We start from the raw sequence: 12,706 nt of genomic DNA on the forward strand, positions 1-12,706 counted from the left end.
CGAGGCCGGCGGGTTACGCCGACCGGAATCGCGGGGCGTGCGATCGTGCTGGGGAGAGAGGATATTGCTTGGGCGAGCGCCGCAGAGCAAGCTTCCCCCGGACACGGGTCGAGCGGCCCGGGCTGTTTCGTTAAAGGTCCGGCGGCACACCCTCCGGTAAAGGAAGGCCTCCGCGAGGCGTGTTGAATCAAGGCTGCTCTGATGTTCGTCCTCATCCTGGATGATGCGCCCCTCAACAACATGCTGATGGTGGAGGCCCTTCGCGACCTGCCCGGCGGCACGGCCCGTGATTTCCTCCAGCCCGCCGATGCCCTGGCGTTCGTCCGCGAGAATCCGGCCGCGATCGGCGTTGCCATCTCCGACTTCGAGATGCCGGGCATGAACGGCATCGAGTTCATCCGCGCCGCGCGTGACATCCCGGGCTTCGAGCACGTGCCGGTGATCATGGTGACGAGCCTGGACCAGCGCGCCTTGCGCCGGGACGCTCTGGCCGCCGGCGCCACCGATTTCCTCGCCAAGCCCTTCGATCCGGTCGAAGTGCGCGCCCGTGTCTCGAATCTGCTGGCCCTCAACCAGGCGCGCCTGGCGCAGATCGACCGTGCGGCCTGGCTCGATCGCGAGGTGAAGGCCGCCACCGCCCTCATCGTCGCCCGCGAGCGTGAGATCATCAGCCTGCTGATGAAGGCCGTCGAACATCGCGACTCGGAGACCGGCAACCACGTGGCGCGGGTCGCCGAATATGTGGCCCGGATCGCCGAGGGATTGGGCCTTGCCGCGGAGGACGTGGAACAGCTCAGCCTGGCCTCCACCATGCACGATATCGGCAAGCTCAGCGTTCCGGATTCCATCCTGCTGAAACCCGGGCGCCTGTCCGCGGACGAGCGCCGGACGATGGAGGCGCATGCCGAGCGCGGTCGTCGCATCCTCGAAGGCAGCGACTCGCGCCTGGTCCGCCTCGCGGCGGAGATTGCGGCCACCCATCACGAGCGCTGGGACGGCGGCGGCTATCCGGCCGGCCTCCGCGGGGAGGCCATTCCCCTGTCGGGACGGATCGTGGCCGTGGCGGACGTCTACGATGCCCTGACCTCCGATCGGCCGTACAAGACGGCGTGGTCGCACGCGGAGGCGTTGGCCCATCTCCAGGCTGAGGCCGGGCGTCATTTCGATCCGGCCTGCGTGGAAGCCTTCCTGAAATCTCGTACGCGCTGAACCGGACAGATCGTGGCGCGGCGCTGACCTTCAGGAAGACTCCGGGATTCTACTCCGTGACCTTAACCTTGATCCCGTCTTCGGCTGAACACGGTGATTTTTCCGGGACGGTTTCAGGAGGTCGGTAACCCGTCCCTTGTAAGCGTAGCGGCATGACTCCCCTCCACGCCGCCCAGCTTGCTGCCGGTTTCCGCACGGACCAACGTGGCGGCGTCCTCGTTCTGGTCGCCCTCCTGTTTCCGATCCTGACCGGCCTGAGCGCCGTGGCGATCGATTACGCCTCCTTGGTCAAGCGGCGGGCCGAGCTCCAGCGTGCCGCCGACAGCGGCAGCATCGCGGGCGTCAACCAGTTCAAGCTCGCCAATGCCGACGACGCGGCGGCGCTCCGCACCGCCAAGGCCATGGCCCTGGCCCAGGCCCGCAGCGGCAGCGCGGCGCCCCCGGCCGTGACGGCGGAGGTGCTCAACAACCATTCCGGTGTCCGCCTCACGCTCACCGAGCAGGTCGCCCTGTCCTTCGGCAAGCTCCTCAACACCCCGAGCCTGGAGGTGAGCGTCACCTCGACGGCGAAGCTCGCCGGCACCACGCGGCTGTGCCTGCTCGCCCTCGATCGTCAGGCGATGGGCGCCTTCCACCTGGAGAGCGCGGCCCGCATCACCGCCACCGACTGCTCGCTCTACTCGAACTCCGCCAACCCGGAGGGCATCCAGGGCGAGAACGCGGCGGTGGCCACCGCCCTCTCCACCTGCTCGGCCGGGGGCTATTCCGGGTCGGGCGCCAACTTCACGCCGCCGCCGGCCACCGGGTGCCCCGCCCTGCGCGATCCCCTGATCGACCGGCAGGGCCCGACGCCGGGCTCCTGCGTCAGCCTCGGGTTCTTCGTCGATCCGAAGAAGTTCGTCGACGGCATCGACGACCCGACCTACGGCGTCAACGTCGTGAGCGGGATCGTCACCCTGCAGCCCGGCACCTATTGCGGCGGCCTGCACCTCACCAAGGGCGCGACCGTGACGCTGCAGCCCGGGATCTACATCCTCAAGGACGGCCCCCTCGTCGTCGACAAGGGCGCCAGCCTGAGCGGCGTCAACACGGGCTTCTACTTCACCGGCGTGCGCGGCGGCCTGCTCTTCGATGAGAAGAGCGTCGTCAGCCTCACCGCGCCGAAGGACGGCCTCCTGGCGGGGCTGCTGTTCTTCGAGGACCGCAACGCGACCATTCCGGCCACCCTGCCCCCGCCCCTCAGCGGCAAGGGCAAGCCCAAGCCCGCGCCCGGCGGGTTCGTCGCCCTGCGCGAGTACCGCATCATCAGCGACAACGCCCGCACGCTCCTGGGGACCATCTACCTGCCCCTCGGACGCCTGATCATCGATTCCAAGAAGCCGGTGGCCGACCAGTCGGCCTACACGGTGATCATTGCCCGCACGATCAATCTCTATGACGGCCCGAACCTGATGCTGAACGCCCGCTACGGCAGCACCGACGTGCCCGTGCCGGCCGGCGTCGGACCGAGCTCGGCCGACACGCAGCTCACGCAGTAGGTCGAGCGCCATCGGCTCCCGACCCCCGGCCCCCGGCCCCTGCGCTCGACCGGGCCGGCCGCTCAGCGCGGCGGGCAGGAGGCGCCGTTGCCCAGGACGACCTCGGGGCTCATGCTCGCGTAGCGCCGTCCGTACCGGACCGGCCATAGGGTCCTGCGGGTGATGACGAAGCCCGGGCCGCCATCGCTGAACAGGGAGGAGCCGGTCACCGGCTTGTAGGGGACGCTGATCTCCACGAGCAGCAGGCGCGTCCCCTTCGGCTGCAGGCTGTCGGCGACGGCGACGGGGGCCGGCGCCCCGGCGGTGCGGACCGGCGATCCCGCCGCGGCCACGCTGGAACAGATCTGCAGCGGGCCCGTCTCGGTGTCGCCCACCACCCCGACCGCGCTCACCGTCATCTGCAGCCCGGTGCCATCGAAGGGAGCGAGCACGATGGGTCCCACCTGGAACACGTCGTTCACCTCATCCGCCGTCGGCATCGTGCGCTGAGAGAGCGTGTCGCCGATGGTGCGGGACAGGATGTCGACCTTGCGCACGTTGCGCATCACGCTCGTGATCTCCACGGTCCCGAAGTAGATGAGCAGCAGCACCGGGACGATCAGGGCGAATTCGACGATCGCGACGCCGTCCTCGGCCCGCGCGAAGCCCGCGGCGGCTCGCACACCCATCCGACGGATCGCGATCGCGGAGCGGAGGCGCGTGGCCAGCATGGCTCAACAGCCGCTGCCGCCGGTGGAATTACCCTCCAGCTGCAGCACGGACGTGGCGTTGATGAGCCAGCTTCCGTCCTGAAACTGGGTCTTCACGACGCCGAACTTCTGGAACGTGTGCTGCGCGAAGGCGGCCTGGACTACCACCACGCTGCCCTTCGTGAGACAGCCGTGCTGGGTGCCGAAATTCGCCCGCCAGGTCCCCGAGGCGGGGTCGATGGGGCTGGTCCGGTCGATCCGGGTGAAGCTGTCGTAGACTCCGATGTCGATCTTCAGGTTCTCGCAGCGGACGAACGGATTGACCTGGCGGCAGACCTCGCTGCGCACGGCGTCGAGGAGCGAGGTCGCTGAGGCGCCGGACTGGACGTAGAACTGCCGCATCGAGGCATCGAGGCCGTTGTCCAGCGCGGACGTGACCCAGAACACCAGCGCGTTCTCGAGGACGAAGAAAATCAGGATGCAGAGCGGAAACAGGACCAGGGCGAATTCGACCGCCATGGCGCCCGACTGATCCTGCCCGAACCGCTGCGGACCGGATCGTGCCGGGACGATGCGCAGGCGCCTCCCGCCTCCGTCGCCAAGTGAGCGGCCGGGACCCGCGACGACGCGATCGGGACTTGGGAGCTCGGGATTTGCGAGCTCGGGATTTGCGAGCTCAGGACTCGCGGGCTCAGGACTCGCGCGATCAGGACCTGCGAGTTCGACATTTGCGAGTTCGGAATTTGCAGGTTCGGGTTTCGCGGGATCGCACATGGGGAGGGGCGGCATACGGATCGGGCGGCCGATCGGAACGCGTTCGAGGGGGCGTCGGCAGCCCTGCCCTGGTCTAGCGCCGAGCCCTTAAGATTCCGGCAAGCCAGCCTAAAAGGTTTCCCGCCCTGAATGCATCGACGCATTCGCCGCCGCACCACCGGGAGTTTGTGAGGGATCGTCTCTCCCGATGACCGAATCCGGAAGCAGAGGTTCAGCGCCTGAGCGCTGCTGGACTTTCGGTGCTCGCACTGGTTGCGGATGGGGTTGGCCGAATTCGTGCCTCTGGGCCCGTTCCGGCCGTGACGCGACTGTGCGCTCGGTGGACGATTAAGACCCTTCCAACCAACAGCCGGTACGCTGGCGCGACCATGACCGATCCCCGGCACGCGCCCGACCCGTCCCGCGAAACCCGTCCGTCCGCCCGGCGTCCGGGTCGGCAGCGCACCCTGGCCGGACGCCTGGCCCTGGCGATGTGCGCTTCCGTGGCGATCGCCTTCCTGGCCGGAACGCTGCTCTCGCTCTGGCAGGAGGTGAACCGCTACGCCGACGACAAGCGGGATGCCCTCGTCGCCATCGCCAACGTGCTCGCGGCGGCGAGCGCGGGGGCCACGGCGGCCGGGGACGAGGCGGCGGCGGCCCGCGTCCTGAACGCCATCGGCAAGACCCGCGACGCCAGGATCCTCAACGGCGAGACGAACGACGGCGAGACCCCGGACGGCAGTCCCGGAGCGGCCGAGCGGAGCGAGCTGGTCTATGCGGCCATCGAGCGGCCCGACGGCTCGATCCTGGCGGACCGGGGCCTCACGGCCCGCCTCACCGATGATTTCGACCTGCGCAAGGGGCAGTCGCCCCTGGCCCTCCTCGCCAGCCGGACCGCCCTGGTGGCGGTGACCGTCGAGGAGGCGGGCCGGACGGTGGGCAATCTCATCCTCGTCTCCGACCTGGCCGACCTCAACGACCGTCTGCTGGCGCTGCTCCGGACCTCGGCCTTGATCTCGAGCCTCGTCATGGTCCTGGGCTTCGCGATCTCCTACGCGATCCAGCGGGGGATCACCCAGCCGATCGCGGCGCTCGCCGGCACCATGGACCGCGTCCGCATCGAGCAGGACTACACGCAAGGCGCGGTGATCGCGCGCGACGACGAGGTCGGCGTGCTGGCGCGCTCGTTCAACGCGCTCCTCGACACCGTGCGGGAGCGCGATGCCCGCCTGGCGCAGCACATGCAGCGCCTGGAGGCCGACGTGGCGGAACGGACCGCCGACCTGCACGAGGCCAAGCAGGCGGCCGAGGCCGCCAACGCCGCCAAGTCGACCTTCCTGGCCACCATGAGCCACGAGATCCGCACGCCGCTCAATGGCATGCTGGTGATGGCCGAACTCCTGGCGGCTTCCGCGCTGCCGCAGCGGCAGCAGCGCTACGCCGAGGTGGTCGCCCGCTCCGGGCAGAGCCTGCTGGCGATCATCAACGACATCCTCGACTTCGCGAAGGTGGAGGCGGGCAAGCTCGATCTGGAGCGGATCGCCGTTGATCCGTCCGAGGTCGTCGACACCGTGGTCTCGCTCTTCGCCGAGAAGGCCGTCGAGAACGGCCTCGACCTCGCCGCCTACGTGGCGCCGGACGTGCCGCGCCACGTGATCGGCGATCCGGTGCGCCTCGGCCAGATCCTTAGCAACTTCGTCAACAATGCCCTGAAGTTCACCCCGTCCGGCTCGGTCCTGGTGCGGCTGGAGCGCGGCGCGGCCGGCATGCTGCGCCTCAGCGTCCGGGATACCGGCGTCGGCATCCCGGCCGACAAGGTCGGCACCCTGTTCTCGGCCTTCGCGCAGGCCGATCAGTCGACCACCCGGCGCTTCGGCGGTACCGGCCTCGGTCTCTCGATCGCTCATCGCCTCGCCCTCGCCATGGGCGGCCGCATGGGCGTCGAGAGCGAGCTCGGCGCCGGCTCGACCTTCTGGGCCGAGCTGCCCCTGGAGGCGGGCGACGCCGATGCGCCGACCCTCGTCCGGCGCACCGACGCGGTCGGAGCCGGGATCGTGCTCGCGCTGTCGGGCGACGCCACGCGGGAGTGCTTCGGGCTCCGCCTCGCCGAGGCCGGGTTCACCTGCCTTCCGGCGGAGGCCGCCGAGGCCGGGGCGGCGCACTGGATCGCGGATGCGGCCACGATCCTGGCCCTGGGCCGTCGCCCGAGCGGGCCGGGCCGGGTCCTGGCCCTGGCGCGCCTCGGCGATGCCGCCGCGGCGCCGGTCCTGGAGGCGGGCTGGGCCGACCACCTCCTCGGCTGGCCGGTCGTCCAGGAAGAGTGGCGCGGCGCCCTGGACGCGCTGGCCGGCGGGACGCCGTTCGTCTCCGGCCCCCGCCTGTCCGCCCGCACGCGCCTGCCGCAATTCCCCGCCGCGCGCATCCTCCTGGCCGACGACAGCCCGGTGAACCGCGAGGTCGCCCGCGAGGCCCTGGCTCGCTGCGGCGTCACCGCCCTCACCCTGGTCGAGGACGGCCGTGCGGCCCTCGAAGCCTGTCGCGACCGGGCGTTCGACCTCATCCTGATGGACGGCAGCATGCCGGTCCTCGACGGCTACGCGGCGGCCGAGGCCATTCGGGCCGAGGCCATCGCGCAGGGCCGCGTCCGCACGCCCATCGTGGCCCTCACGGCGCACGTGGTGGGGGCCGGCGCCGAGGCGTGGCGCGAGGCCGGCATGGATGCCAAGCTCGCCAAGCCCTTCACCCTGGCGGCCCTCGCCGACACGCTGGCGGCCTTCCTCGTGCCCGAGGCCGAGACTGAGACCGCGGTCGCGCCGCGACGTCCCTCGCCCGACGCCGCGCCCCAGCCGGAGGCGGACGGCCTCTTGGACGAGGACGTGCTCGCGGGGTTGATCGACATGGCGGCCCGGGCCGGCGGCGATTTCAGCGCCCGCGTGCTCGGCCTCTATCGGGACCACGCGCCCAAGGCCCTCGCGGACCTCCGGGCGGCGGCAAGCCGCGGCGATGCCGAGGCGATCGCGCGCGCGGCGCACAGCCTGAAGTCGATGAGCCTGAACATCGGTGGCCGGGCCCTGGGCCTGGTGCTGGGAGAGATCGAGAGCAGGGCTCGCTCCAGCGCCGTCCTCCCGACGGACGCGGAGATCGCCGGCCTGTCGCCGCTCCTGGACCGGACCCTGGAGGCCCTCGAGGCCCGCCTTGGGCAGACGCCCGATCCGGAGGAAGGGGCCGCGGCGCGGCGCTCCGCCTGAGGGACCCCGCCCCCGGAGCGGACGATGTCCGCGATGGGGTGCCGGCGGGTCCCATGCGTGCGGGGCCGGACACCCGGTGGAACCCGCGTCTCGGTCCGCGCTCCGGCGCACCGAATCGGGCGTCGGGGGGCGTCGTCGAGGAGGGTGCGTGTCGGCGTCCCGCCTCAGCTCCACGCGTGGAAGGGCGGGTTCACCCCATTGAGCGCGTGGTTGCCGACGATCGCGTATTTCCAGCGCACGGGGTCGTGGAGCGTGTGGGTGCGGGCGTTGCGCCAGTGCCGGTCGAGATTGTGCTCGGCCAGCGTCGCGCGGGTGCCGGCGAGCTCGAACAGGGTGTTGCTGGCGCCAAGCGCCACCTCGGTGGTGAGCACCTTGGCTTCCGCCACCGCGAGCTGCGCGGCCGCCACCGTCTCGACATCCGGCGCCGCCACGGCGGCGTCGAGGGCGAGGCCGGCCCGGTCGAGCAGCGCCTCGGCGGCGTGCAGGCGGATCGTGAGGTCGCCGACGATGCGGATGGTGTGGGGGTCGTCGGAGGCGCGCGCCAGGCCGCTGTCGACCCAGGGACGCGACTTGGTGCGCACGAAGTCGATGGTCTCGGCGAGCGCCGCCCGGGCGATGCCCGCATCCACGGCCGCCTGGATGATCTGGAAGATCGCCCCGTCGGCGCTCGGCTGCGCGTAGCCCTTCCAGGCCGGCACCAGGTGGGTTTTCGGCACGCGCACGCCGTCGATCCGCACGGTGCCGCTCGCGGTGGTGCGCTGGCCGAAGCTCGACCAGTCGTCGATCACCGTGAGTCCCGGCGCGTTGCGCTCGGCAATGGCATACCAGGCCCGGCCCTCGCCATCGAGGGCCACGATCGGCACGAGGTGGGCCAGCAGCGCGCCGGTGGCGTAGAACTTGGTGCCGTGCACCACCACGTGGTCGCCGTCGTCCACGAAGTGGGTCTCGAAGTCGGCGGCGCGCGGCGTGCCGATCTCCGAGAAGGCGTTGCCGAACCGGGTGCCGGCCAGGACGAGGCCGAACAGCAGGGCCTTCTGGGCCTCGTCCGAGACCGTGTCGATCGCCGCCACGATGCCGAGGTGGTTCTGGGCGATCTGCCCGATCGACGGGTCGGCGGCCGAGACGACGGCGATGACCTGCGCCAAGGTCCCGTAGGACAGCCCCGGCCCGCCATGGGCCCGCGGCACGTTGATGGACCACAGGCCGCTCTGCGAGAACGCGTCGAGCTCGGCCAGGGGTCGGCGCCCCGTGCGGTCGCGCTCGGAGGCGCCGACCCGGAACGTCGCCGCCAGGGCGTGGGCGACGCGCAGGGCCTCGGCCGCGTCGCGGATGACGTGGGCCGGCGCGGCCGGGCGCTCGGGGCCGGGTGCCCCGGCGGGCCAGCGATCGGTGTCCCGCGGGGGCGGACTGACGGCGATGTTCATGGGGTGTCTCCGGATCAGGGGGCGCAGTCGGGGACCGGCTCGGCTCAGGCCGCCTGCGCCTGTTCGCGGCGCGCCGCCTCCAGGGCGCGGACGCGCGGAATGACGTGTTCGCCGAAATACGCGACCTCCTCCTGGAAGTGCAGGAAGGCCAGCAGGGCGAGGTCGACGCCGACCGCCTTCAGCGCCACGATGCGCTCGGCGATCTGATCCGGCGTGCCGATCAGATTGGTCTTGAAGCCGTCGTTGTACTGGACGAGGTCCGCAAAGCTCGATTTGGCCCAGTTGCCCTCGCCCTCCGGCGAGGCCTGGCCGGCGTTCTTCGCCTCGTGCCCGAAGGCCTTCACGGCGTCCGGGTCGGCCTGGTCGATGATCTCCTGGAGGACGGCGCGGGCTTCTTCCTCGGTGTCGCGGGCGATGACGAAGGCGTTGACGCCCACCTTCACCGCGTGGCCGTTGGCGCGCGCCTTGGCCTGGACGTCGTCGACCTGGGCCCGGATGCCCTCGGGCGTGTTGCCGTTGGTGAAGTACCAGTCCGAGACGCGGGCCGCCATGTCGCGCGCCGCCCGGGACGAGCCGCCCTGGAAGATCTCGGGCTGCGGATCGGCGGGTTTCGGCTTCAGGGTGTAGTCGCTGTAGCGGTAGAAATCGCCCCGGAAGGTGAAGTTGTCCTGGGTCCAAATTCCCCGCAGGGCACGGATGAACTCCTCCGAGCGGCGGTAGCGCTCGTCATGGTCGAGCCATGGCTCGCCGATGGCGCGGAACTCGCCCGAGAACCACCCCGAGACCACGTTGATGGCGATGCGCCCCTCCGTGATCTGGCTGATGGTGGCGATCTGTTTGGCGGCGAGCGTCGGGTTCCAGGGCCCGGGCAGGAGGGCGGCGATCACCTTCAGCCTGGAGGTGGCCGCCAGCAGGGCGTGGCTGAAGGCGACGGATTCGTGCTGGTACTCGGCGCCGTAGCCGGCCGTGAAGCGGATCTGCGTGAGGGCGTAGTCGAACCCGGCCTCCTCCGCGATCTGCGCGAGGCGTCGGTTATAGGGCGCGTCCCAGCTCGTGCGCTGGGCGATCTTGCTGATGACGAGGCCCCCCGAGACGTTGGGCACCCAGTAGGCGAAGCGGATCGGCTCGCTGCCGTCGCGAGTTCCCGTTTGAAAGGCCATGTTCCCACCCCTGCGTTGATCGGGCCGCGCGTTCCGGCAGGGCGCACGGAGTGCGCCCGATGTCGATCGGTTGACGAACTGAATACGAAAACCAGAGCGTTCACATGCTCGTGAATGCTGGTCTTACCCAGAACTGTGTTTGTGTTCGTCGTTCTGTTCTTAGAATTGCTTGGTATTGTTCGCGCGTCAAAGGAAGCAAACGGCTTTTTTCGGCCCGGACGGAAAAGCTCCTTCCCCGATCGCGGGTGCTGGCCGAAGGTTTGCGTCGTGGGCCCGAGCGCGAGGCGGGATTGCCCGCCCGGCCCGGATCTGGGGCAAGCGGAGGCCTGCGGAGAGCGGAGCCGTCCGGTTTTCACCCCGGCGATGCCCTGATTCCAGGCGGCCATCGGGTATAAAATCCAGTCGACGCGGCCGACCTGCTTGGGGCGCTATCTTTTCAGGCAGGTCGATGCTGATAAGGCGGGCATTTCCTCCAAATTGCCGAACTTGTGTGCTTGTCGAGCAAATCGATATTGCCTCGTGAAACCGGTCGTTTAAGGACGCGTTAATTGATCGATCCTACCGTCTAACCACCGTCCACTTGAAGGCCGAAGCGCGCGAGATCGGTTTACCCAGAAAGTTCACGCATGATGCCCGCGTTCCGCCAACCGCTCGTGGTTCTCCTTGCCGGAGACGAGTTGACCCGCTCCATCACCACGAGCTGCCTGGAGATGTCGGGCTACGCGGTGCTCGGCGCGCGCACGGCCGGCGAGGTCGAGAGCCTGCTCCTCGCCCAGACCGGCGAGCGCCGCGTCGACGTGCTGGTGACCGATGCCGACGTGCGCGACACGGTGGACGGCCTTTCGCTCGCCGGCGTGGCCCGCTGTCTCGATCCGGCGGTGGGCGTCGTCTACACCGCCCGCTCCCTCCGCCAGCTCGACGGCGAGGCCCTGGAGCCGGGGGCCCTGCGCCTGCGCACGCCCTATCACGGGCATCAACTCGTCGCCCTGGTCGCCGAGCTCCTGGCCTCGGCCGCCGACCGGACCGATTTCGACCGCGCCGCGGCCTGATCCGCCGGGATTCCACCGCGCGGCCCTGGGTCGGCGGCGGCGCGCATTCAGGATGCGCGGCCCGGGCCCGGCGGTGTATCAGGCGGGGCGCCGCCTCCCGGCCGGCGCCCGCCCGCAGCGTGGAAGAGCGGTGGCGGCGCTCCTGCCCGGGCGTCGGTCCCATCCGGAACGCGAGAGCCGATGATCAGCGCCTTCGACCTCTTCAAGATCGGGATCGGCCCGTCGAGCTCGCACACCGTCGGCCCGATGCTGGCCGCGCTCCGCTTCCGCGCCCGGACCGCGGGGTTGCCCGGGCTCGCCCGCATCCAGGCGGAGATCTTCGGCTCCCTGGCCTGGACGGGACGCGGGCACGGCACCGACACGGCGATCTTCCTCGGGCTCCTCGGCCACGACCCCCGATCCGTCGACCCGGACGGGGTGGCCGGCCTCGTCGCGGCCCTCGGTGCGGAGAAGCGGCTGGCCCCCGCGGGCCCGGCCTTCGACCCGGCCGCGGACCTCGCGTTCAACTTTACCGACGTGCTGCCCCTGCACACCAACGGCCTGCGCTTTCGTGCCCTCGATGCCGCCGGGGCGATCCGCGACAGCGAGATCTACTATTCCATCGGCGGCGGCTTCGTGGTGACGGAGGCGGAGGCGCAAGGGGGGGCGGGCGCGGAGGCGGATTGCCCCCTGCCCTATGCCAGTGCCGCCGGCCTCCTCGCCCTCTGTGTCGCCGAGGGCCGGACCATCGCCGAGGTGCAGTTCGCCAACGAGTGCGGCACCCGCACGCCCGATGCCGTGGAGGCCGGCCTCGACGTCATCCGCGACGCGATGTTCGCCTGCATTGACCGGGGTCTGCGCCAGGACGGCGAGTTGCCCGGCGGCCTCAAGGTGCGCCGGCGGGCCAAGCGGCTGCACGAGGACCTCACCGCCGGGCGCCTGCGCAATGCGCGCGCCGCCCACGAGATCGTGGACTGGATCAGCCTCTACGCGTTGGCGGTGAACGAGGAGAACGCGGCGGGCGGACGGGTGGTGACGGCACCCACCAACGGCGCGGCGGGGATCGTGCCGGCCGTCCTGCGCTACGCCCGGGACTTCTGCCCCGACTGGTCGGAGGCCCGCGCCCGGGAATTCCTGCTCACGGCCGCGGCGGTGGGCGGCCTGATCAAGACCCGCGCGTCGATCTCGGGCGCCGAGGTCGGCTGCCAGGGGGAGGTCGGTTCGGCGGCCGCGATGGCGGCGGCGGGCCTCGCGGCCTTCCTCGGCGGCAGCCCGGCCCAGGTGGAGAACGCCGCCGAGATCGCGATGGAGCACCATCTCGGCATGACCTGCGATCCCATCGGCGGGCTGGTGCAGATCCCCTGCATCGAGCGCAACGCCTTCGGGGCCAACAAGGCGGTGGTGGCCGCGTCCCTGGCCCTGCGCGGCGATGGGATTCACCGCGTCAGCCTCGACGAGGTCATCGAGACCATGCGCCAGACCGGCCACGACATGCAGGCGAAGTACAAGGAGACCTCGCTGGGCGGCCTCGCGGTGAACGTCGCAGCCTGCTGAGGATGGCCGCGAAAAGGAACGGTTGCGTTTCCTGATCGCGGCGGAAGGGCGCTCAGACCGGCACGGTGCCTGGCTTGGACGTCGGCTGACCTGTCAGGGTCCC

Annotated in this window: 9 protein-coding genes; 5 read left to right on the forward strand and 4 right to left on the reverse strand. The window is 70.6% G+C overall.

The window, feature by feature from the left end; genetic code table 11:
• Positions 1-201: 201 nt before the first annotated feature.
• Both ASF18_RS02155 and ASF18_RS02160 read left to right on the forward strand, forming a co-directional pair.
• Entirely contained in the window at positions 202-1,209 is a 1,008-nt protein-coding gene (locus ASF18_RS02155; protein ID WP_056270193.1) for an HD domain-containing phosphohydrolase, read from the forward strand.
• 152 nt (positions 1,210-1,361) lie between these two features.
• Positions 1,362-2,747 (forward strand): pilus assembly protein TadG-related protein, encoded by a 1,386-nt coding sequence (locus tag ASF18_RS02160; protein WP_056348965.1) that lies wholly within the window; start codon positions 1,362-1,364, stop codon positions 2,745-2,747.
• Between the two features lie 62 nt (positions 2,748-2,809).
• Here ASF18_RS02160 and ASF18_RS02165 read toward each other — a convergent pair whose 3' ends face one another.
• Entirely contained in the window at positions 2,810-3,415 is a 606-nt protein-coding gene (locus tag ASF18_RS02165; protein WP_162239150.1) for a TadE/TadG family type IV pilus assembly protein, read from the reverse strand.
• 45 nt (positions 3,416-3,460) lie between these two features.
• Positions 3,461-3,955, reverse strand: coding sequence for a TadE family protein (locus ASF18_RS23430; protein ID WP_056215463.1), 495 nt, complete (start codon positions 3,953-3,955; stop codon positions 3,461-3,463).
• A gap of 623 nt (positions 3,956-4,578) precedes the next feature.
• Between ASF18_RS23430 and ASF18_RS02175 the strand changes: the two genes are divergently transcribed.
• On the forward strand, positions 4,579-7,437 hold the full coding sequence (locus tag ASF18_RS02175) for an ATP-binding protein (RefSeq protein ID WP_082486949.1): 2,859 nt from the start codon (positions 4,579-4,581) through the stop codon (positions 7,435-7,437).
• Between the two features lie 164 nt (positions 7,438-7,601).
• On the opposite strand, the gene ASF18_RS02180 is transcribed toward ASF18_RS02175, so the two are convergent.
• Together ASF18_RS02180 and sfnG are read right to left on the reverse strand one after the other, a co-directional pair.
• Positions 7,602-8,861 carry an SfnB family sulfur acquisition oxidoreductase gene (locus ASF18_RS02180; protein WP_056348971.1) on the reverse strand — a complete coding sequence of 420 codons (1,260 nt, stop codon included), beginning with the start codon at positions 8,859-8,861 and terminating at the stop codon, positions 7,602-7,604.
• Between the two features lie 44 nt (positions 8,862-8,905).
• Positions 8,906-10,021: a dimethylsulfone monooxygenase SfnG gene (gene sfnG / locus ASF18_RS02185; protein WP_056348974.1), complete on the reverse strand. Its 1,116-nt coding sequence runs from the start codon at positions 10,019-10,021 to the stop codon at positions 8,906-8,908.
• Between the two features lie 677 nt (positions 10,022-10,698).
• Here sfnG and ASF18_RS02190 point away from each other — a divergent pair.
• Together ASF18_RS02190 and ASF18_RS02195 are read left to right on the forward strand one after the other, a co-directional pair.
• A complete protein-coding gene (locus ASF18_RS02190) occupies positions 10,699-11,070 on the forward strand; it encodes a response regulator (RefSeq protein ID WP_244472534.1) in 372 nt (123 codons plus the stop codon).
• Between the two features lie 180 nt (positions 11,071-11,250).
• Positions 11,251-12,603 (forward strand): L-serine ammonia-lyase, encoded by a 1,353-nt coding sequence (locus ASF18_RS02195; protein WP_056270172.1) that lies wholly within the window; start codon positions 11,251-11,253, stop codon positions 12,601-12,603.
• Positions 12,604-12,706 lie beyond the last annotated feature (103 nt).

This window comes from Methylobacterium sp. Leaf89 (assembly GCF_001422215.1).
In the GTDB taxonomy this organism is placed as follows: Bacteria; Pseudomonadota; Alphaproteobacteria; order Rhizobiales; family Beijerinckiaceae; genus Methylobacterium.